Raw genomic sequence first — 19,826 nt, forward strand, 5'->3', positions numbered from 1 at the left:
GCTCGATCTAGGTGGAACTTCAGCCGGCCGCCTGCTTTTCGTCGGCTCGGCGACGAACGGCGACCACCGGGGGACCGCGACCGTGGCGTTCACCGACGGCACCACAGCGACCGCCGATCTTTCGTTCGGTGACTGGGTGTTGCCGGGCGGAAGCACCGAACCAGTGTTCGGCAATACGCTCGTGGCCCGCACCGCGCACCGGAATCAGCCCGGCGGCCAGGGAATCGGCGCCTCGGTTTACGCCACTTCGCCGCTGGAAATCCCGGACGGCAGGAAGATCGCGACGGTGACTCTTCCGGCCGATCCTGACCTCCACGTTTTCGCACTCGGTCTCGGCTGAGTTTGTCAAGCAGGATTCCCAGGGTGTGATCTGTTCGCGGATCCCGGAATTTCCTGGGCCTCTTCTTCGTCAGTGACTGGCGTGCTCACGACGAAGGGGAGTGGCGTGAACGAAACACGCGAAGCGCCGAAGTCCGGGGGCCAGCTGAAGCTGGTGCTCGTGCTGGGCGTTCTGGTGGCACTGGGGCCGCTGTCCATCGACATGTATCTTCCGGCGCTGCCGGACATCACCCGCGAACTGTTGACGACGGAGTCGACGATCCAGCTGACCCTCACCGGAACGGTGCTGGGACTCGGGCTCGGCCAGCTGATCGCCGGCCCGCTTTCGGACGCGATGGGGCGGCGGATCCCGCTCGTCGCGGGAAGTGCGATCCACGTGCTCGCGTCGCTGCTGTGCCTGGTGGCTCCGACGGTCGAGCTGCTGAGCGCGGCGCGCGTGCTGCAGGGGCTGGGGGCCTCGGCGGGCGCGGTGCTGGCGCTGGCCGTGGTGCGCGATCTCTACACCGATCGCGCCGCGGCGAAACTGCTGTCCAAGCTCATCCTGGTGATGGGCGTTTCCCCGGTGCTGGCCCCGACGCTCGGCAGCGCGCTGCTGGCGTGGACGCACTGGCGCGGGGTGTTCGTGGCGCTCGCGGCGATCGGGCTGGCGAGCGGGGTCGCGGCAGCGCTCGTGCTGCCGGAGACGCTGCCGCCCGCGCGGCGGCAGCCGTTCCGGTTCCGCACGACCGTGCGGTCCTACCGGAGCCTGTTCGCCGACCGCTCGTTCGTCGGGCTGGTGCTGGTGGCCGGGTTCGCGATGGCCGGGCTGTTCGCGTTCGTCAGCGGCGGGTCGTTCGTGTTCCAGCAGCAGTTCGGGCTGGACCAGCAGCAGTTCGGCCTGATGTTCGGGGCGAGCGCGGTGTGGCTGATCGCCGCGACGCAGGTCAACGCCCGGCTGATGAACCGGTTCGAACCGCACCAGGTGCTGCTCGCGGCGAGCGTCGCCGCGGCGGCGTCGGCCGCGGTGCTGCTGGCGACCGCGCTGACCGGGTTCGGCGGCATGTTCGGCGTGGCGGTGCCGGTGTGGATGGTGCTGTTCTTCGCCGGGCTGATCCTGCCCAACGCGCCCGCGGTCGCGCTCGACGCGCACGGCGACAACGCGGGGACGGCGGCGTCGCTGCTGGGTGCGGTGCAGTTCGGCGTCGGCGCGGCGGTCTCGCCGGTGGTCGGCCTGCTGGGCAACAACGCGGCCGCGATGGCCACGGTGATGTTCGGCGGGCTGGTGGTCTCCGGGCTGGTGCTGTGGCTGATCGCGCGGCCGTGGCAGGGCCGGGTCGCCGAACCGGCGGAAGGCGCTGAGCTGGCCGGCGCCCGGGTGCCGGTGGCGGTCGACTGAGGCTGGGGGTCGCGAGCGGCGGTGCCGGTTCCCGGCATCGCCGCTCGCGGCGTCACATGCTGCGGAGCACCGAGACGACCACGCCGAGCACCGTGGCCCGGTCGCCGTCGATCACGTCGTAGGCCGGGTTGCGGGGCTCGAGGTAGACGTGCCCGTCGCGGCGGCGGTAGACCTTCACCGTCGCCTCCTCGTCGATCATCGCGGCGACGATCTGGCCCGAATGCGCCTCGGGCTGCTGCTTCACCACCACGATGTCGCCGTCGCAGATCGCCGCGTCGACCATCGAATCGCCGCGCACGCGGAGCCCGAACACGGTGCCGCGGCCGGTGAGCCCGCGCGGCAGCTGCATGACGTCGTCCACGTGCTCCTGCGCGGAGATCGGCGTGCCGGCCGCGATGTCGCCGACCACCGGCACCGGCACGGAATCGCCGCTTTCGCGCGAGGGAAGGTCGCCGAGGAAGGCGCGCACGTCGATCGGGCGGGAGATGCTGGGGCTGCGGCGCAGGAAACCCTTGTCCTCCAGCGCGGCGAGGTGCTTCGACACCGAAGACGTCGACCGCAGCCCGACCGCTTCGCCGATCTCGCGAGTGCTCGGCGAATACCCGTGCCTGCCCACCCAGTCCCGGATGGTGGCGAGGATGTGCTGCTGCCGCTCGGGCAGGGCCGAAGCGTCGAGGTCGTCGAAGACGTCGTCGTAGTAGGCGGTCACGGGCCGATCGTAGACGGCGTCCGGGCCGGTCGCCGGGGCCGGGGGCGTTGTTCCGGCGGTTAGTCCACTGTGGACTGTGGACGCGCTTGGTAGAGTGTTCCCTCCGGAGGGTGACGGAGGGGGACCGGGATGACTCAGCCGGTGGAGCGGCCCAAAGTGACGGGGATCGGCATCGCGGTGGCGGTGTTCCTCGTGCTGCTGGAGGTCTACACGGCACGCGGGGGGATCTGGGCAGTCCTCTATCTCGCGGGCGGCGGAAAACACGGCGGTGTCTCCACGTACGTGTTGATGGTGTCCGGACTGCTCGCGATCGTGGTACTGGTCGGCGTGGGGATGATTTTCGCGCGGCGGCAACCGGTCGGGCGGATGTTGCTCTGGGCCGCGCCGGTGCAGCTGCTGTGCGCGCTCGTTCTGCTCGCAGTCGCCCATTCCTGGGAAGAAAGCGTCGTGTTCGCCTTGGCCACTGCCTTGGCGGTGGTGCTGTGGCTGCCCTCGGTATCGGCGAAGACGCCTCCGCCGGCGGGATACGGAATGCCTTATGGGGCACCGGTTCCGGGGGTGCCGCAGTATCCGGGGCAGGTTCCGATGGGGCAGCAGTACCCGGGACAGCAGTATCCGCAGCCGGGTCCGGTTCCGCCCCAGTACGGCGCTCCGGGAATGCCCCAGCCGTACCCGCAGCAACAGCCGTATCCGCAGCAGCCGATGCCGGGGCAATGGCCTGCCTCCGGCCCGCCGCAGCAGAATTGGCCGGGCCAGTGATCATTGCCCGGCGAAGCGCCGCTGCTCGTCCGTGACCTCGGTGAGCACCCGCTTGAATTCCGCGTACGCGCTTCGCCCGAGCCGCTGGGCGTGCCGGTCCTCGATCGCGGCGAGAATCCGGGTCGAGGCACTGATCATGGCCTGCCCGCGTTCGGTCGGGCAGACGAGTTTCGCGCGCCGGTCGGCCGGGTCGGGACGGCGTTCGACGTAGCCGAGCGTTTCGAGTTCGTCGACCATCGTGCCGATGACCTGCTTGCGCCGTCCGGACCGCCGGGACAGGTCGGTCGCCCGCGCCCCGTCCGGGCCGAGGTAGGCGAGCACCGCGCCGTGCCGAGGGCTCAGGTCGCCGAAGCCCTCCGCGGCCAGCGCGGTGAACAGCTCCCGCTGCACCGCGAACAGCAGCCGCCCGGCGAGCATCCCCAGGTCGGGACGGGCGGGCACTCGGGAATCGGGCACGGCGAAGATCGTAGCCCGCGGCCGGACGCGGGTCAGGACCGCCGGGGAAGAACGCAGAACTCGTTGTCCTCCGGGTCTTTCAGCACGATCCAGTGGTCGTTCTCCGGGTCGTCCACCACTTTCGCGCCGAGGGTGACGAGGCGGGCCACCTCGTCGCGCTGTTCCACCGTGTCCGGCGCGATGTCCAGGTGCAGCCGGTTCTTGACGGTCTTCCCCTCGGGCACCGGCTGGAACAGCAGCGACGGCCGGTCCGGCGCTTTCAGTTCGACGTAGGTGAGTCCGTGGCTGTCCGGCCATCGCTCGGCGGGCGGGTAGCCCAGCGCTTCCCGCCAGAATTCGGCGAGCGCGTCGGCGTCCTGGCAGTCGACGGTGATGGCGATCAGATGGCTGCTCATGATCGAGGAATTACCCGCGATCGGCCGCGGTTATGCCCGGGACCTGATCTGTCCTTAGTAGACAGATCAATGCGGGTGGGCGAGAAGGGTGCCGAGGCCCGGCCCAGCGGCGGGGCGGCCGAGCAGGGTGAGGCAGTGCCAGAGTGTCACCTGCGTCGCGGTGAGCACCGGTTTGCCCGCGCGGTTCTCGAGTTCGGCGAGCAGCGGCGCGGTGTGCAGCGCGGTCTCGGGGACCAGCACGGCTTGGGCGTCCGAGGAGGCGGCGGAATCGACGAGGTCGCGGATGCGGTCGCTGTCCCACTTCGCCAGGTCGCGGTCCGAACCGGCGTCGGCCGACACCGCATGCACAGTGGAGATGTCTTCCTCGGCGAGAAACGCCTCGAACGCGTCAGTGATCTCCGCGGCGTACACCGAGGCGAGCGCGACCCGGTCCAGGCCGAGGCGCTGGGCAGCCGCGACGAACGCCAGCGACGTGCTGCTCGCCGGGATGTCCAGTGCGTCCGACAGGGCAGCGGTTTGCGTCTTGGCCGCTTCGACGCCGTCGATGAAACTGCAGCTCGTGCAGGCCCAGCTGACCACTCGCGGGGACGTCGTGAAGGTCGCGGCGGTCCGGACCAGCCGGTCCGGTTCGCTCAGTTCGCGCACGGCGGCCTGGACGTTCTCCCGCTCGACCGTGCGCCGGGCCCAGGGCACGTAGGCGAACTCCACGCCCGGCCGGGCGTCCAGGCAGCCGGCCAGCGCGGTGAAGTCGTCCTCGGCGCAGTCGCGAGTGGGATACAGCAAACCGATCATCTGGGGCAGTGTCGCACCTGGCCGCCCGGACGGCAGAACTTCAGGAGCCGGGGCCGGAGTAGATCTCCGCGGCGGGCGGGGCCTGGAACGGCTGGGGGCCGCTCCCGCTGAAGTCCAGCGTGCCTTGCTTCGGGGACTCGTACCGCACCAGAGAGTACGACGAGTCGGGGTGCTCGAGGTAGATCGTCCTGCTGCCGTTCCGGTACCGCACCGCCGGAGTGCCCGCCAGGTCGACGGGTTCGGCCGCGGAGTAGCCGGGCCGGTCGAGGTCGTCGATCAAGGTGTCGACGAAGACGTCGAGGTCCAGGAAATGCTTGAGCGCCTCGCGGAAGACCCGGGCCATCGGGGAGTCCGTCGACACCCATTTGCCGTCCACCGCCGAGTAGGCCCCGGCGGGCTGCCCGGCCGCTTTGGCCAGCCCTTTGCTGAACTTGATCCAGACCTTGTCGCCGACGCGCAGCATTGGCATCGCCACGCCGTCCTTCTCGATGGAGCCGCCTGCACTGTCGTGGTTGATCTGCAGGTCGAGCTTCGTCGTCCGGTCGTCGCCGCCCTTGACGTGGATCGCGACCCACATCTTCATCTGGTCCGCGACGGTGTCGCCGATCGTCGCGGCATCGGGCGGGGCGTCGAACGGCTTGATCGGCGAACTCGCGGCCGCACTGGTCAGCGCCGGGGCAGCATCGCTCCCGGGGCCGGAGCAGGCGGTGCACGCGAGCACGGCCGCGATGGCGCCGTAGCTCAGGAGGAGACGTTGCTGGACCGGGCGAATCATGCGTTTTCCGTTCAGGACAGGCCCAGGACACCCCCGGGCGCATCCGCTTATCGCCCGGTCCGGCGACCCGTTACGGCTTGCCCGCGTCCGTCGCGGATTCGTGACGGACGCGGCCGGTCCACAGTGGACGAAGGCCTCGCGTTCCCGAGCGGCGCGGGAACGCGAGACCGTCCGATCAGGAGCCGGGGCCGGAGTAGATCTCCGCGGCGGGCGGGGCCTGGGCCGGGACGGGCTGGTCCCAGCCGGTGAACTCCATCGTGCCTTCCGACGGCGATTCGAGGCGCAGCAAGCGGTGCGATCCGGCGGCTTCGAGGAAAATCGTCCTGGTGCCGTTCTTGTACCGCAGCGCCGGAGTGCCCGCCACGTCGGCGGGTTCGGCCGCGGAGTAGCCGGGCTTGTCGGCGTCGTCGGCCATGGAGCCGACGAAGACGTCGTAGTCGAGGAACAGCTTGAACGCCTCGCCGAGGCCCTGTCCGAGCTGGGAGTCGAGCGACACCCACTTGTCGTTCACCATCGCGGCGGCCTCGGCGGGCAGCCCGGCCTCCTTGGTCAGCGACTTGCTGAACCGCATCCAGACCTTGTCGCCGACGCGCCGCACCGGGACCTCGACGCCGTCCTTCTCGATCGAGCCGCTCACGCTGTCCTTGTTGAACTGCATGTCGACCTTCATCTTGCCGTCTTCGCTCTTCGAGCCCTTGACGTGCACCGCGGTCGACTTCTTCATCGCGGCCTTGACGGTTTCGCCGACCTTCGCGGCGTCGATCGGGGCGGCGGACGGCGCGGCGGCCGCGGCGGGCGAACTCGCGGCCGGTCCGCCGGCGGCGGGCGGCTGGGCGTTTCCGCCGGAGCCGGAGCAGGCGGTGCACGCGAGCGCGGCGGCGGCCGCGACGGCGCCGTAGCGCACAAGGAGACGGTTCGAGACCGGGCGAATCATGCGATTTCCGTTCGGGACAGGCCCAGGACGCCCCCGGGCTCATCCGCTTATCGCCCGGTTCGGCGGTTCGTTACGGCTTGCCCGGTTCTGTCACGTATTCGTGACTTCCGCCTGGTCCACTGTGGACGAACAGGCGTCAGCTGGCGGCGCGGGTCGCGGCGTAGCCGGGGTGCGGCAGCCGCTGCGGGCGGCCGTTCGGGTGGTACTCGAAGTGCCACCATTCGTTGTCGTACACGCGATACAGGCCGAACCGTCCACCGTGGACCTCCAGCCACTGCGCGCCCTCGTACGGCCGCACGTCGAGCGCGACGCCTTGCACGTGCTGCGATTGCGCGGGCGGGAGCGTGAGGTGCAGCGCGAGTTCGTGCGAACCGGCGCGCCGCACCTCGGCGTGGAACAGGTCGGCCTGCGTCGCGGCGTCGCGGTGCCCGGACGTCAGGCCGAGCAGGATTCCGTGCCGCCACAAGGCTTCGGTGCGCGCCGCGGTGAACGCGGCGTACGTGCCGGGGGTGAGCCCGGCGAGGTTTTCCGCCGGATAGCGGGCCCCCAGCGCCCATTGGCACGCGACGTGCCGCGCCCGGCCCCGCGCGACCACCCACGCGACCGGCACGAAAAGCACCGCGAGCACGTGGGTGGCCACTCGGTAGATTCCGGTCACGGCAACGCCTTCACGACCGCGGCGGCGGCCTGCGCGATCAGCTTGTCGTCGGTCTTCGCGTCTTTCTGCGGACGATTGGACAGCACGGCGAGCACGATCGGAGCCCGGTGCGGCGGCCACAGCACGGCGATGTCGTTGCGCGTGCCGTAATCGGCGCTCCCGGTCTTGTCCGCGACCTGCCAGTCCGCGGGCACGCCGGCGCGGATCACGTGCGCCCCGGTGGTGTTCGCGCGCATGATCTTGGTGAGCACAGCCTGCTTGTCCGCCGGGAGTCCCGCGTCGAGCGCGACGGCGCGCAGGTCCTTGGCCCAGATCCGCGGGGTGGTCGTGTCCCGGACGTCACCAGGGCTCGTCTCGTTGAGAGCGGGCTCGATGCGGTCCACGTGGGTGACCGTATCCCCCACCCGGCGGAGCTCGGCAGCCAGCCCGGCCGGACCGCCGATTTCGCGGAACATCAGGTTATCCGCTGTGTTGTCGCTGTAACGCAGCGCAGCGTCGAGGACGCTCTGTAACGACATTTGCTCGCCGATGTGCTTCTCCGTAATCGGGGAATTGGGCACCAGATCGCTTTGCCGAATCGTGACCGTCCGGTTCAGATCGTCCCCGCGGTGCAGGATGGCTGCCGCGGTGAACACCTTGTGCGTGGAAGCGTAGGCAAAGCGTTCGTCAGCGTGATAAGCGACCTCGCGGCCGTCGCCGGTGTCGATCGCGTAGACGCCGAGGTGCGCGTCGAAAGCCTTTTCCAGCGCGGCGAAATCCGGCTGGACGACCGTCTTGGCCGCGACCGGCGCGGCGGACGGCGACGGGCCCGCCGAGGCGTCCGGTGTTGCTGGTGTGGCACACGAGGCTAGCGCGACCAATGCGAACGAGGCCAGGGTCAGCCTGCGGAACACGGGGTTCTCCCTCCGAAGTCGATCAAGTCCCTGAAGCGTGCCTCCGGCCGGTTCATGCGGTCCAAGACACTTCTGTGCGATTTGATGCGAATCTGGCATAAGATCTGGTCGTGGACTTGGTGGCGTGCTGCAAGGCGTTCGTGAGCGTGACCGAAGCGGGGAGCTTCACCGGCGGCGCGGCGGTCGCGCAGATCCCGCAGCCGGTGGCCAGCCGCCGCATCGCCGCGCTCGAACGGCACCTGGGGGAGCGGCTGTTCGACCGGTCCACCCGGCGGGCGCGGCTCACGCCGTTCGGCCGGGACCTGCTGCCGTCCGCGCAGCGCCTGGTCCGGCTCGCCGAGGCGATGGAGCACGACGCTCAGCGCGCGCGCCGGCGGCCGTTGCGGCTGGCTGTCCCGGACACTTCGACCACCCGCGATCTCGCCGAACTCGAAGCACAGGCGCGGACGGCCGAGGTGTTCCTGGAGTTCCGCGTCGCCGGGCCCGCCGAACGGGCCGAATTGGTGCGGACGCAGGAGGTGCGGGCCGCGCTCGTCGCGGTCCCGCCGGAGGACGGGGTCTGGACGGTGCCGCTCGGGCTGGCCAGCGAGGCCGATCCGGACGAAGCCGTGGTGCACCTGGAAACCCTGCGCGCGGGCCGGTCGGCGGGTGCGCGCCGCCGGGTGTGGGTGCAGCCGGAGGACGACGTGCCGCACGTCCGCGACCGGGTGTTCCGCGCGCGGGACGCGGCCGGGCTGCTGCCCGCCCAGGTGGAGGTCGCCGCGACGCTGACGACGGCCGCGGCGAGCGTGTTCGGGTCGGCGGATCTGCTGCTGTGCTCGGCGGATCAGGCTCGGGAACTGGGGCTGGCGTGGCGGCCGGCGGGCGGTGTCCGGCTCGCCAGGGGATACGACGTGGCGGCCGGGCTCGGCGACGACGTCGACCGGGTGCGGACGCCGCTGCGCGCGGCGATCGCGCGCTGTCTCGGCGCGAGCGTTGCGGCAGACTGACGCCGTGAACACTGAGGCGCTGCTGGCGCGGCTGCGGGACGAACTCGACGAGGGCGGGCTGCGAGGTTCGTTCCTCGTCCGCGACCTCGGGTCCGGCCGCGAGATCGGGATCGAGCCCGACCTGGAGTTCGCGACCGCGTCGCTGGTCAAGGTCCCGCTCGTGGCGGTGACCGAGGACCGGATCCGGCGCGGCGAACTGGACGGCGCGCACCAGGTGGAAATCGAACCCGGCCGGGCCCGGAGCGCGGGGCCGACCGGGCTCGCGCGGTTCCGGCATCCGGCACGGGTGTCGGTGGCCGATCTGATGTACCTGGCTTCCTCGATCAGCGACAGCGCGGCCGCCGACGAGCTGTTCGGACTGACCTCGCCCGCGGAGGTCACGCGGACGGTGCGGGAATGGGGCATCAACGGCATCTCGGTGCGGCATTCGCTGAGCGAGCTGAACGACACGCCGGTGGAACGGTTCGACGCGGCCGATGTGCACCTCGCGCACTCGCTCGCGATCGGCGCGGTGACCGAGGGGCAGGGGCATCCGGTGCGGCAGCTGGACGTTTCGCGGGCGAGTTCCGGTTCGGCCCGCGCGTTCGCCGATCTGCTGACCGCGCTGTGGACGCCGTCGAAGATCGACCCGGACGTGGCCGCGCGGGTCCGGGAGCTGATGGGCGAAAACCTGCTGCGCCAACGGCTCGCGCCGGATTTCGCGTCTGATTCCGCGAAATGGTCCTCGAAGACCGGGACGTTGGTGAATCTGCGGCACGAGATCGGGGTGGTGGAGCATTCGGACGGCCAGGCGTTCGCGGTCGCCGCGCTTACCGAGTCTCGTGTGCCGGCGGCGATCCAGCCGGAGGCGGAGATTTTGATGGCGCGGGTCGCGCGGGCGCTGCGGGATCATCTGCGGGCACGCGGCTGACCGGGCGGCCGGATCCGCCCTCGCGGCGAATCCGGCCGGTTTCCGCGTCAGGCCAGCCCCAGCAGCGTGAGGATGAGAACGATTCCGTGCGTCTGCATTTTCCCGCACCTCCCTCCCGGATCCAGGCACGGAAAATCCCCGCCGCGAAATCGCGTGATTTCGCGGTTTTCCGGGTTTCCGTGATTCTCGGCGAACCGCCCGGAACGAGCGGCGTGCACCCAGAATGCGATCCGGGAAGGAGGACGGACAAGGTGTTTCCTGGAAAGCAGGAAACACGCACTCAGCGCAGAGTCGGGTTTCCCCAGGCCAGTGCCGCCGGGCGGGTCGTGCGGGCAGCCGGGCCCGCCGGGGGACGGCGGATCTCCAGCCGCAGCCGCTGGACGCCGGTGACGTCGAGTTCGGTGTGCCGCGGGCTGCCGAAAGCGGAATGGTCGAGGTGGCGGATTTCGCCGTCGAGCCGGACGCAGAACAGGCCGGTCTGGAAGGCCGCGTCCTCGGCGTCGTCGAGCACGCCGGCGACCGCGGTGAAATGCGCGTAGGAGCCGCCGAGGTCGATTTCCGCGAAAGCCCACGCCCCGGAAGTCGGCCCGGCGGTGCGGAAAACGACGCTGTGCTCGTAGCAGATCCCGTCGATCCGCGCTGAACCGGCGGTGATGTCCGCGCTTTTCTCGCGCCACCGCAGTTCGGTCGCCAGCACCGGGCCGGGCGCGGAATCGGCTGCCCCGCGCCACGTCCCGCGCACCGGCCGTTCGTTCTGGCTGCGTCCGGTGATCGCCGAGATCAGGCCGGCGACACCGTCGTCAGTGAAGTCCGGAATCCGGAAATGCGTGGTGGAATACGGGGTCAGGAACGCCGGGATGTCCTCGACGGAAGCGCCGGGCAGCACCACCGGCAGGATGCGGCTGGTCTCGCGCTCCAGATCGCGGGTGAGCGCGTCGCGCATGATCCGCGCCTCGAACTGGGAGCCGCGGCCCTCGTCGAAGGGCGCTTCGCCGTCCGCGCGCCGCCGGTAGTCCGGCGAAGCGACCACCAGCACGAAATCGGCGGCGCGGATGTTCCGGATCGCCCAGGCCGACCAGTCGAGCCGGGAGGCGTCGTCCCATTGGTCCAGCCGGACGTCGAGCCCGATCCGGGCGCGCAGGAAAGTGGCGAAGGTCCCGACCTGCCGGTAATGCTCGGCGGCGGTGTCGTGGGCGTAGCTGATGAAGATCCGGGGTGCGGCGGGGGCGGACATCGGGCTCCTCGAATTCCGGCGGCGGCGACCGGTCCAGTTTCGGGTCCGGCGGGAGGCCGCGGGTTTTCGGCCACAAAGTGTCCACAATCTGTCCCTTGTCCGGGCGGGGGCCAAAGGTATCGTCGGGGCCGAGGTCGGATCGCCAGGACGCGGAAATCGACGGGGAGCGCTGCCCAGGTGTACCACTACGACGTTTTCATCAGCTATCTGCGGACCGCGGATCCGATCGCCCGGTGGGTGCGCAACCATTTCCATCCCCGGCTGTGCGAACTGCTCGACGGCAACCTCGACCGGGAGGTCCAGGTGTTCTTCGACGGCTCGGTCCGGGTCGGCGACCGCTGGCCCGACGAACTGCGCAACGCGTTGCAGCGCACGAGGATTCTCGTCCCGGTGGCGTCCGGACAGTACTTCTACGACGAGTGGTGCCTCGCCGAATGGGCGTCGATGGCGCATCGCGAGAAACTCGCCGGCGGCGCGCGCCCGGCCACGCTGATCTACCCGGTGATCTACGCCGATTCGAAGAATTTCCCGCCGTTCGCGCACCAGCGGAAGTGGCAGAACCTGACCGACTGGAACCATCCGTACGAGCATTTCCAGGTTTCGCCGAAATACATCGGTTTCCACGACAGGATGAACGTGATCGCGCGGGAGGTGGAGGAATTGATCAGCGCGGCTCCTCCGTGGCAGCCGGACTGGCCCGTGCTCACCCCCCTGCCGGACGATCCGCCCACCGCGCGCGTCCCGAAATTCTGACCGATGGCCGGGACCGTGATCACGTTCTATTCGTTCAAGGGCGGCGTCGGCCGCAGTTTCGCGCTGGCCAACATCGCCGTGCTGCTGGCGCGCTGGGGCCATCGCGTGCTGTGCGTCGACTGGGACCTCGAAGCACCCGGCCTGAGCGACTATTTCCGGCCGATGCTCGACCGCGAACCGGACGGCGGCGTGGTGGACCTGGTGACCGACTTCCGGGCGGGGACCGTCCAGCCGGACCGGCACGTCGTCCGGCTGTCCGCGGGCGAGGATTCTCCCGGCACGCTCGATTTCCTCGCCGCCGGCCGCGACAGCCTCGATTATCCCGCGCAGGTGCAGGGAATCGACTGGGAAAGCCTGTACGACGACCGGTTCGGCGCGTACCTCGAAAAGTGCCGGGACCACTGGACCGCGAACTACGATTACGTCCTCCTCGACAGCCGCACCGGGATCTCCGACGTCGGCGGCATCTGCGCGGCGCACCTGCCGGACCGGCTGGTCGTCCTCTACACCGCGAACCGGCAAAGCGTCCGCGGCGCCGTGGACATCGCGAAACGGGCCAACGTCGCCCGGAACGCCCTGCCGTATGACCGTCCGCAGCTGCCGGTGCTGCCGGTGCTCTCGCGGTTCGACACGCGCGAGGAGTACGACCGCTCGGAGAAATGGCGGAAGTTCTGCGTCGAGGAGACCAAAAGCCTGTTCGAACCCTGGCTGGACCAGGACGTCCTGCCGGAAGTGATGGCGCGGCACCTCACTCTGCCGTACGTGTCGTATTGGACCTTCGGCGAGCAGCTTCCAGTGCTGCACGAGGAAAGCCCCGGCGCGGACCAGGTCGGCTTCGCGCTCGAAACGGTCGCCGCGGTGATCGCGCATTCCTTCGACCGCACCGAACTGCTGGAAGAAAACCGCGACGCGTACGTGGCCGCGGTGCGCCCGCAGAAGAAAGACTTCGCCTACGACATCCAGGTGAGCATGCCGCGCTCGAACCTGACTGCCTCCCGGGCAGTAGCGGAAGAACTCGAAAAACTCGGGATCCGGGTGGGGAAATCGCTGTCCGGCGACCGGTCCCGGCTCGGCCGCGCGGAAACCGAGGCCCAGCACCTGTGCCTGGTGATCGACGGCAAGGCGAGCCGATGGCAGTCCGCGGAGGCGGAGCTGTTCCTGCACCGCACCCTCGGCCACGACCGCAAGCTGATCCTGGTGCTCACCGAGGGCACCGACCCTCGCGACCTGTCCGGCTACCTCGGCAGCGTGCGGTATCTGCGGCTCGGCCCGGCGACCGGCCCGGCGACGGTCGCGCGCAGCCTCGCCGACGAGATCGGCGCCGGCCGGACCCTGGTCGACACCGGCCAATCCGACCTGGTTTCCCTGCTGCGGCAAGCCGTGCACGCCCGGCTGCGCCCGGGACTGTGGGACCTCGTCGACGACCTCGCCGGCGAAATCCCGGCCGCGGTCGGGGCCGGGGACAGTGTGCGGGCGCAGGAACTCGGCGCCGACCTGGCCGTGCTGCTGCGCCCGCGCCGCGACGACGAGGGCGCGGTGCCGCCGCCGCAACGGGTCCAGAACGCGCTGGCCTGGGCCCGGCGAGTGCTCGACGTGCGGGTGACCGGCAGCTAGCCGCGCCCGCTCGAACCCCAGAACGCCCCGGCCGCGCCCGCGGCCGGGATGCCCCGGTGAGGAAGGACGGCGGATGCACGAACGACTGAGCCACAAGCAGTCCGCGGCGATGATCGCGCTGATGGTGCACGGCCAGGAGATGTCGAACCCGGAGCTGCGCCAGGCCGCGGGCTTCTCGCTCGACGGGAGGGACCGGCTGAAGCTCAACGAAAAGTACGTCAGCAGCAGGAAATCCGGCCGTGCGTTCGTGCACCAGCTCACCGACGACGGCTGGCACTGGTGCGAGGAGGAACTGGCCGCGAGAAACCCGCCGGAACCGGTGCGGAGCACGTTGACGGTGGTGGCTTATCTGGCGCTGCACGGGTTTTTCGAGTACCTGCGGCTGCACAATGTCCGGCTCAAGGATGTTTTCACCGGAGGGGAGGGCAACGCGCCGCAGGCGGTGAACCTGGAGGAAAGGATCCGCACCGCGTACCGGAAACTCGCCCGTTCGCCCCGGGACTGGGTCGGCCTGGCGGATCTCCGGCCGCTGCTGGGCGGCGCTGCTGTCGCCGAGGTCGACGCGGTGCTCAAGCAGCTGAGCCGGACCGGACAAGCGCATTTGGTGCCGGAATCGAACCGCAAGGCTCTCACCGACGAGGACAAGGAAGCAGCCGTCCGCATTGGCGGTGAGGACAATCATCTGCTCTCCATCGAGGCGTCATGATCGAACATCTGGCGGTATTGGCGACCCTGCGGTTCGACTGGGCGGACACGCCTGACCACGTGTGGCGGGATTCTCCGTACCACGTGGACGGTCTGCATCCCGACGTGATGGCCGCGATCGACGTCGGCATCCGCGATGCCGCGGCCAGCGACGGGCCCAGCCCGATCGGGCTGGTCATGCAGGGCATGAAGGGCGTGGGCAAAACCCATTTGCTCGGCATGGTCCGGCGGGCAGCCCACCGGGCGGGCGGCTACTTCTTTCTCGACGACCTCACCGCGGGCGACGCGTTCTGGGAGGACACCGCCGACGCGCTCCGCCGAGGACTGTCGCGTTTGGACGATTCGGGCGAGCCGCAGGTGCGCAGCTTCGTGCGCCGGGTGTGCGAGCGCGGCGACGTGCCGTGGGAAAGCACTTCGGCGCTGCTGAGCGGTCGCGGGCTGACCCGTTCGCACCTCGATGATTTTCTGCTGGCTCTGCGGACGATGGACCGCCAGGTCGCGGTCGAATGCGCGGACACTGTTCGCGCGCTGGTGTTGTACGCCGCGGAAGAACTGACTCAGAACGAGATCGGCGACGAGTACCTCGGCCGGTTCGACGAATCGAAATCCGGTGCGCGGCGCAAGTGGGGCATCCGGGCGAAGCCGAAGTCCGCGCGCGACCAGGTGCACGACATCACGCGGCTGCTCGCGCTCACTGGGCCGCTGGTCATCGGAGTCGATCAGCTGGACACGCTGCTGGCCGTTTCCGATCGGCAGACGCGGGACATCGGCCGCGGCAAGGACAACGACCTCCTCGTCGCCCAGATCGCGGACGGGCTGATGGAGCTGCGCCAGATCACCCGGAGGACGATGACCGTCCTCGCTTGCCTGCCCCCGACCTGGATGCAGATCAAGGACAAAGCCGCCGACTCGGTCGGAGACCGGTTCCGCGAATCGCTCACGCTCGGCAGGGTGCTGGATGCCGAGATCGGCCGGAAGCTGGTCGAGCGGCGTCTGGGGGTCGCTTACGCCGCAATGGATTTCACTCCGCCGCATTCGACGTGGCCGGTCGCTCCCTCGGCGTTCGCCGGTCCGTGGGACGAGTACACGCCGCGAGAACTGCTGAGGAGGATCGGTGCGCACATCGATGCCTGCGTGCGTGCGGAACGGGTGCAGGAGCTGACCACGTTCAATCCGGACGCACCTGCGGTGCTGCCCGCGCGCCCGGAGCCGAAACCCGATCGCTTCACCGAACTGGACGACTGGTTCGACCAGCTCCGGGCGGACGCGGATCCGTCGGCGCTGCTCGACCACAAGGTCGAGGACGAGGTGATGCCCCGGCTGCTCTCGGCCGCCTTGCGCGGCTGGATCACCGAGGTCGGCGACGACGAGATGGAGTGGGACACCCGCGTCAGCGAGGACGAACTGCACGCCTGGCTCACCCACACCCTCGACGAGGCCAAGGATCTCGAAGAGCACTGGGCGTTCCGCGCGATCTCGGCGAAGAATCCGATCGCGGTGCTCAGCCGGTTCCGGAAGGCCCGGTCGGCGGCGGGGCTGCGGCCCGGCGCGGACAACCGCCATCTCATCCTGATCCGGAACTCGTCGTGGTCCAAAGGAGAAAAAACCCAAGCCGAACTGCGGGCCTTCGAAGCAGCGGGCGGGATGCGGCTCAAGATGTCCGAAGCGGACGTCCGCACCTTCTGGGCGCTGGACGAGATGTTCGTCAAGGGCGGCCCGGACGTCCACGAATGGCTCATCGACCGCAGGCCCGCCCGCCGCTCCCAGCTGCTCTCCGGCGTCCTCCCCGACGCCGCCCCGCGCCCCGGCGGCACCGGACAGACACCCCAGACCCCGCGACCCGCTGCCGAACGACCCGCGAACCCGGCACCCGTGAACGCAGCACCCGCGAACCAGCCCTCCCTCTTCACCCCACCCGCCCAGACCCCGCGACCCCACCGCACCGGAACCGCCCAGGCCCCGCGTTCCGACGGAACCCACCCCCCGCCGGACGGCCCCCTCGTCCTCGGTTCCGAAACCGGCTCCGGCAAGCCCGTCAGCATCGAACTCTCCGCGCTCCGCAAGCACGCCGCCGTCTTCGCCGGTTCCGGATCGGGAAAAACCGTGCTCCTGCGCCGGATCATCGAGGAATGCGCGCTGCGCGGCGTGTCGTCCATCGTGCTGGACCCGAACAACGACCTCGCCCGCCTAGGCGACCCGTGGCCGAGTCCGCCGGACGGATGGGGCCCGGACGACGCCCGGCTCGCCGAGCGTTATCTCGAAGGCACCGACGTCGTCGTCTGGACGCCGGGCCGCGCCGCCGGGCGTCCGCTCGGGTTCGAGCCGTTGCCGGACTTCGCCGGGGTGCTCGACGACGAGGACGAGTTCTCCGCCGCCGTCGAGGTGGCGGTGGCCGCGCTCGCGCCGCAGGCCCGCCTGACCGGCAGCACCGCGAAGGCCGACATCGGCTTGGCCGTGCTGCGGCAGACGATCGTGCACCACGCCCGCACCGGGTCGCGGAGCCTGCCGGAGCTGATCGAGGTCCTCGAGGATCTGCCCGAGGGCGTCACAAATCTCACCGGCGGGCGGAAAATCGCGGCCGAAGTCGCGGAACTGCTCAAGGCCGCGATGGTCAACGACCCGCTGTTCGCCGGAGCCGGGACCCCGGTGGACCCGGCGCTGCTGCTCACCCCGGAAACCGGCAAGCGGGCGCGGATCTCGGTGATCAGCTTCGCCGGGCTGCCGTCCGAGGCCCAGCGGCAGAGTTTCGTGAACCAGCTGCAGATGGAGCTGTTCGCGTGGATCAAGCGGAATCCGGCGGGGGACCGGCCGCTGGGCGGGCTGTTCGTGATGGACGAGGCGCAGACGCTCGCGGCGTCGGGTTCGCTCACCGCGAGCACGCGCAGCACGATCGTGCTGGCCGCGCAGGCCCGGAAGTACGGGCTGGGGCTGCTGTTCGCGACACAGGCCCCGAAAGGCCTGCACAACCAGATCGCCGGCAACGCGATGACGCAGTTCTTCGGGCGGCTCAACAGCCCGGCGCAGATCGCCGCGGCGAACGAGATGGCGCGCGCGAAAGGGAGTCCGGTGGCGGACATTTCCCGGCTGGAGCGGGCCCAGTTCTACGTGTCCGGCGAGGCGTTCGGGTTCCGGCGGGTGTCGGCGCCGCTGTGCCTGAGCCACCATCCGGCGAGCCCGCTGCGGGTCGAGGAGGTGCTCGCCCGGGCCAGGAACGGGGAGGTGCGGGGGGAGGGGTGAACCCGCGGCCCGGACCCGGGGATCCGTCCGGGTCCGGGCCGCTGCGGATCAGACGCCCGCGACCGACTGGATCCAGTCGCGGTACTGGGTGACGTTGATGTAGGCGGTGTAGGACTGGCGGTCGCTCGTGGAGGCGACGCCGACCTGCTTGCCGTTGGCGTACATCGGGCCGCCCGAGTCGCCGCCGGCGGTGATGCCGTCGCCGCGGTTGGCGCACACCGAGACGCCGGCCGCGCCGTCCGGGCAGTCGACCGAGGTGACCTGGACGTTCGCCACCTTCAGCACCTGCGACTGGCAGTTGATCTCCGGCTGGTCGGTGCAGGTCGCGCCCCAGCCGTAGACCTGTGCGGTGTCGCCGACGTTGACGTCGCCCGCGGTGCCGAGCGGCGCGTACTCGGTCTGCACCTTCTGGTCGATCTGGACCAGGGAGATGTCGGCGTCGGGCGCATCGTGCACCGACGTCGCGGAGACCTCGGTGCCCTGGGTCTGGTCGAGGCTGCCGACGTGGAAGGTGATCTGCTTGCCGCCCGCGCCCTGCGTGCAGTGCCGGGCGGTGAGGATCCAGTCGGGCGCGATGATCGTGGCGGAACAGAGTTCCTGGCCCCCGGCGAACATCCGGGCGGCGGCGTGCAGGGAGTCGGCGGTGCTGCCGTCGATGATGGCGGGCTGGGCGGGAGCGGCGGTGGCCGGGGCCGCCGCGGCGACGGCGGCGAAGGCCAGGCCGGACAGGACTGCGGCGGTACGCGCGATTCGCACTGGTGATCATCTCCGGTGGGTACGGGGAGTAGCTGTCAGGTACTGACCCACCGTCGTGAATGTCGGTAAATGACGGAACCCGCCGAAGGTCGGGCCGGTGCAGGTCCCGACTTTCGTCGTAGGACAAGCGGACCAGGCCGCGCTCGCCGGGGCGCGGACCCGGAGTGTGAGCGCGGTCACCGTGCCCCCGGGTCCAGAATGGTGTCGGGTGGACGAGCGGGGGCGACGGGCCCCGCCAGGACAGGGAGCGCAGCACGCGGATGGAAGCCGGCTCACAGGGATCGGCACGGCTGAAGTCGTCGTACCGCTACGACGACCTCGACGTGCTCACGCTGCTGCTGGCGGGGGAACTCGACGCCGGCACCGCGCTGGTGGTGGTGCGCGCGGTGACGTTCGCGCTGGCCAAACGCCCGATGGCGCTGGTGCTGGACCTGACCGGGCTGACCGAGCTGAGCGACGCGGGCGTGCACGTCCTGCGGGCCGCTCAGGACCGCGCGGCCGCCGAGGGCGTGGTGCTGCGGCTGCTCGCGCACCCCTCGGGCGCGGCGGGCCGCCGGCTCGCCGAGACCGGGATGACCGGGGTGTTCGACATCTACCCGGACCGCACGGCGGTCCGCGTGGAGACCGACCGGATCGCTTTCCTGCGCCGGATGAAACGGCGGCTCGACGCCGGCTGAGCCGGTCCGGATCCGGGCGTTCCGGGCCCGCCGGACCCGGCGCGGTGGCCCGAGCGGGTGAACTTCCGGGATTTTTTCTCCCGTGGTCCGGACCAGCGCGGGCGAGGTGAGGGGTTCACGCCAGCAGCGCTTCGGCCAGCCCCTGCTCCTCGATCGAGTCCCGCAGCTTCGCCAGCGCCCGGCATTGCGTCACCCGGACGTTGCCCGGCGAGATCCCCAGCGCCTTCGCCGTTTCGGCCGAGGTGAGGCCGACGACCACGCGCAGCGTCAGGATTTCCTGCTGCAGCTTCGGCATCCCGGCCAGCAGCCTGCCCAGCGAGGCTCCGAGGTCGGCGGTCATCGTGTGCGATTCGGGGCCGTCGCGCAGATCCGGGTTCTCCGGGACGTCGGACACCGGCCGCGAGCGGTCGCGCGACACCGCGCGGAACGCGTCGGCCACCTTGTTCGCCGCGATCGCGCGGACCAGGTGCAGGAACGATCCGCCGCGGTCCTCGTAGCCCGGCACCGCCTGCAGGACCGCGATGCACACTTCCTGCGCGACGTCGTCGGCCGACAGGTACGACAGGTCGCGTCCGCCGATGCGGGCCCGGCAGTAGCGCGCGATCACCGGCTTCAGCAGCGCCAGCAGTTCCGGAGCGGCGCCGGGGACTCCGGCGCGCGCGGCGCGGACCACGGTCTCCAGGCGCTCGGCCAGCCCGGAGGGGCGAGGCAGCGCGGCGAGCGGGACGTAGCCTTCGACCGGCTCGGTCACGGTGGCGGTGGACATAGGGTCGTTCCTTTCGTACGGGCGGCCGCGGTGGTCCTCGCCCGCTCGCTGCGGGAGTCGGCGGCGCGCGCCCGGATGTTGCGCCCGCGCGGGTGTTGTC

Annotated in this window: 20 protein-coding genes and 1 pseudogene; 10 read left to right on the forward strand and 11 right to left on the reverse strand. The window is 70.4% G+C overall.

Annotated elements, in window-relative coordinates; all coding sequences use genetic code 11:
• Both ACWGIC_RS29300 and ACWGIC_RS29305 read left to right on the forward strand, forming a co-directional pair.
• A pseudogene (locus tag ACWGIC_RS29300) lies at nt 1-340 on the forward strand (GH92 family glycosyl hydrolase); the annotation flags it as partial.
• Between the two features lie 105 nt (nt 341-445).
• Nucleotides 446-1,714 (forward strand): Bcr/CflA family multidrug efflux MFS transporter, encoded by a 1,269-nt coding sequence (locus ACWGIC_RS29305; RefSeq protein WP_452079147.1) that lies wholly within the window; start codon nt 446-448, stop codon nt 1,712-1,714.
• 52 nt (nt 1,715-1,766) lie between these two features.
• Here ACWGIC_RS29305 and lexA read toward each other — a convergent pair whose 3' ends face one another.
• Entirely contained in the window at nt 1,767-2,423 is a 657-nt protein-coding gene (lexA, locus tag ACWGIC_RS29310; RefSeq protein ID WP_452079148.1) for a transcriptional repressor LexA, read from the reverse strand.
• 129 nt (nt 2,424-2,552) lie between these two features.
• Here lexA and ACWGIC_RS29315 point away from each other — a divergent pair, with 129 nt between their 5' ends.
• Entirely contained in the window at nt 2,553-3,182 is a 630-nt protein-coding gene (locus ACWGIC_RS29315) for a hypothetical protein (RefSeq protein ID WP_452079149.1), read from the forward strand.
• Here ACWGIC_RS29315 and ACWGIC_RS29320 read toward each other — a convergent pair whose 3' ends face one another.
• The 7 genes from ACWGIC_RS29320 to bla form a co-directional block, all read right to left on the reverse strand.
• The gene (locus ACWGIC_RS29320; protein WP_452079150.1) at nt 3,183-3,638 is read right to left on the reverse strand and encodes a MarR family winged helix-turn-helix transcriptional regulator; all 456 of its coding nucleotides are present in this window, start codon (nt 3,636-3,638) and stop codon (nt 3,183-3,185) included.
• 32 nt (nt 3,639-3,670) lie between these two features.
• A complete protein-coding gene (locus ACWGIC_RS29325; protein WP_452079151.1) occupies nt 3,671-4,033 on the reverse strand; it encodes a VOC family protein in 363 nt (120 codons plus the stop codon).
• Nucleotides 4,034-4,099: 66 nt separating this feature from the next.
• Nucleotides 4,100-4,825 (reverse strand): maleate cis-trans isomerase family protein, encoded by a 726-nt coding sequence (locus ACWGIC_RS29330; RefSeq protein WP_452079152.1) that lies wholly within the window; start codon nt 4,823-4,825, stop codon nt 4,100-4,102.
• Between the two features lie 40 nt (nt 4,826-4,865).
• A complete protein-coding gene (locus ACWGIC_RS29335) occupies nt 4,866-5,600 on the reverse strand; it encodes a hypothetical protein (protein WP_452079153.1) in 735 nt (244 codons plus the stop codon).
• 175 nt (nt 5,601-5,775) lie between these two features.
• Nucleotides 5,776-6,534, reverse strand: a complete 759-nt coding sequence (locus ACWGIC_RS29340) for a hypothetical protein (RefSeq protein WP_452079154.1) — start codon at nt 6,532-6,534, stop codon at nt 5,776-5,778.
• Nucleotides 6,535-6,670: 136 nt separating this feature from the next.
• Nucleotides 6,671-7,192, reverse strand: coding sequence for a D-alanyl-D-alanine carboxypeptidase family protein (locus tag ACWGIC_RS29345; protein ID WP_452079155.1), 522 nt, complete (start codon nt 7,190-7,192; stop codon nt 6,671-6,673).
• Nucleotides 7,189-8,085 (reverse strand): class A beta-lactamase, encoded by an 897-nt coding sequence (bla, locus tag ACWGIC_RS29350; RefSeq protein WP_452079156.1) that lies wholly within the window; start codon nt 8,083-8,085, stop codon nt 7,189-7,191. Before bla ends, ACWGIC_RS29345 begins: the two co-directional genes overlap by 4 nt.
• Nucleotides 8,086-8,189: 104 nt before the next feature.
• On the opposite strand from bla, the gene ACWGIC_RS29355 reads away from it, so the two are divergent.
• Together ACWGIC_RS29355 and ACWGIC_RS29360 are read left to right on the forward strand one after the other, a co-directional pair.
• Nucleotides 8,190-9,074 (forward strand): LysR family transcriptional regulator, encoded by an 885-nt coding sequence (locus ACWGIC_RS29355; RefSeq protein ID WP_452079206.1) that lies wholly within the window; start codon nt 8,190-8,192, stop codon nt 9,072-9,074.
• A 4-nt stretch (nt 9,075-9,078) separates the two neighbouring features.
• Nucleotides 9,079-9,984: a serine hydrolase gene (locus ACWGIC_RS29360; RefSeq protein WP_452079157.1), complete on the forward strand. Its 906-nt coding sequence runs from the start codon at nt 9,079-9,081 to the stop codon at nt 9,982-9,984.
• 280 nt (nt 9,985-10,264) lie between these two features.
• Here ACWGIC_RS29360 and ACWGIC_RS29365 read toward each other — a convergent pair whose 3' ends face one another.
• The gene (locus ACWGIC_RS29365) at nt 10,265-11,218 is read right to left on the reverse strand and encodes an SEFIR domain-containing protein (RefSeq protein ID WP_452079158.1); all 954 of its coding nucleotides are present in this window, start codon (nt 11,216-11,218) and stop codon (nt 10,265-10,267) included.
• Nucleotides 11,219-11,395: 177 nt separating this feature from the next.
• Here ACWGIC_RS29365 and ACWGIC_RS29370 point away from each other — a divergent pair, with 177 nt between their 5' ends.
• The 4 genes from ACWGIC_RS29370 (at nt 11,396) to ACWGIC_RS29385 (ending at nt 17,527) form a co-directional block, all read left to right on the forward strand.
• Nucleotides 11,396-11,971: a toll/interleukin-1 receptor domain-containing protein gene (locus ACWGIC_RS29370; protein WP_452079159.1), complete on the forward strand. Its 576-nt coding sequence runs from the start codon at nt 11,396-11,398 to the stop codon at nt 11,969-11,971.
• 3 nt (nt 11,972-11,974) lie between these two features.
• Nucleotides 11,975-13,585: a KGGVGR-motif variant AAA ATPase gene (locus ACWGIC_RS29375; RefSeq protein WP_452079160.1), complete on the forward strand. Its 1,611-nt coding sequence runs from the start codon at nt 11,975-11,977 to the stop codon at nt 13,583-13,585.
• A gap of 73 nt (nt 13,586-13,658) precedes the next feature.
• Nucleotides 13,659-14,291: a hypothetical protein gene (locus tag ACWGIC_RS29380; protein WP_452079161.1), complete on the forward strand. Its 633-nt coding sequence runs from the start codon at nt 13,659-13,661 to the stop codon at nt 14,289-14,291.
• The gene (locus tag ACWGIC_RS29385) at nt 14,288-17,527 is read left to right on the forward strand and encodes a helicase HerA domain-containing protein (RefSeq protein WP_452079162.1); all 3,240 of its coding nucleotides are present in this window, start codon (nt 14,288-14,290) and stop codon (nt 17,525-17,527) included. The genes ACWGIC_RS29380 and ACWGIC_RS29385 overlap by 4 nt, the downstream gene beginning before the upstream one ends.
• A 48-nt stretch (nt 17,528-17,575) precedes the next feature.
• Here ACWGIC_RS29385 and ACWGIC_RS29390 read toward each other — a convergent pair whose 3' ends face one another.
• Nucleotides 17,576-18,283: a S1 family peptidase gene (locus ACWGIC_RS29390; RefSeq protein ID WP_452079163.1), complete on the reverse strand. Its 708-nt coding sequence runs from the start codon at nt 18,281-18,283 to the stop codon at nt 17,576-17,578.
• Between the two features lie 260 nt (nt 18,284-18,543).
• Here ACWGIC_RS29390 and ACWGIC_RS29395 point away from each other — a divergent pair, with 260 nt between their 5' ends.
• Nucleotides 18,544-18,960, forward strand: coding sequence for an STAS domain-containing protein (locus tag ACWGIC_RS29395; RefSeq protein WP_009076775.1), 417 nt, complete (start codon nt 18,544-18,546; stop codon nt 18,958-18,960).
• 115 nt (nt 18,961-19,075) lie between these two features.
• Here ACWGIC_RS29395 and shbA read toward each other — a convergent pair whose 3' ends face one another.
• Complete coding sequence (gene shbA / locus ACWGIC_RS29400; protein ID WP_452079164.1) at nt 19,076-19,726, reverse strand: RNA polymerase sigma factor ShbA; 651 nt, start codon at nt 19,724-19,726, stop codon at nt 19,076-19,078.
• Nucleotides 19,727-19,826 lie beyond the last annotated feature (100 nt).

The organism is Amycolatopsis sp. NPDC054798 (genome assembly GCF_053611505.1).

What these genes read in the sequence shown, in the direction of transcription:
- ACWGIC_RS29340 (WP_452079154.1), bottom strand. Translation starts at nt 6,534, where the DNA reads ATGATTCGCCCGGTCTCGAACCGTCTCCTTGTGCGCTACGGCGCCGTC.
- ACWGIC_RS29380 (WP_452079161.1), top strand. Translation starts at nt 13,659, where the DNA reads ATGCACGAACGACTGAGCCACAAGCAGTCCGCGGCGATGATCGCGCTG.
- ACWGIC_RS29325 (WP_452079151.1), bottom strand. Translation starts at nt 4,033, where the DNA reads ATGAGCAGCCATCTGATCGCCATCACCGTCGACTGCCAGGACGCCGAC.
- ACWGIC_RS29395 (WP_009076775.1), top strand. Translation starts at nt 18,544, where the DNA reads ATGGAAGCCGGCTCACAGGGATCGGCACGGCTGAAGTCGTCGTACCGC.
- ACWGIC_RS29335 (WP_452079153.1), bottom strand. Translation starts at nt 5,600, where the DNA reads ATGATTCGCCCGGTCCAGCAACGTCTCCTCCTGAGCTACGGCGCCATC.
- shbA (WP_452079164.1), bottom strand. Translation starts at nt 19,726, where the DNA reads ATGTCCACCGCCACCGTGACCGAGCCGGTCGAAGGCTACGTCCCGCTC.
- ACWGIC_RS29365 (WP_452079158.1), bottom strand. Translation starts at nt 11,218, where the DNA reads ATGTCCGCCCCCGCCGCACCCCGGATCTTCATCAGCTACGCCCACGAC.
- ACWGIC_RS29330 (WP_452079152.1), bottom strand. Translation starts at nt 4,825, where the DNA reads ATGATCGGTTTGCTGTATCCCACTCGCGACTGCGCCGAGGACGACTTC.
- ACWGIC_RS29375 (WP_452079160.1), top strand. Translation starts at nt 11,975, where the DNA reads ATGGCCGGGACCGTGATCACGTTCTATTCGTTCAAGGGCGGCGTCGGC.
- ACWGIC_RS29315 (WP_452079149.1), top strand. Translation starts at nt 2,553, where the DNA reads ATGACTCAGCCGGTGGAGCGGCCCAAAGTGACGGGGATCGGCATCGCG.
- ACWGIC_RS29385 (WP_452079162.1), top strand. Translation starts at nt 14,288, where the DNA reads ATGATCGAACATCTGGCGGTATTGGCGACCCTGCGGTTCGACTGGGCG.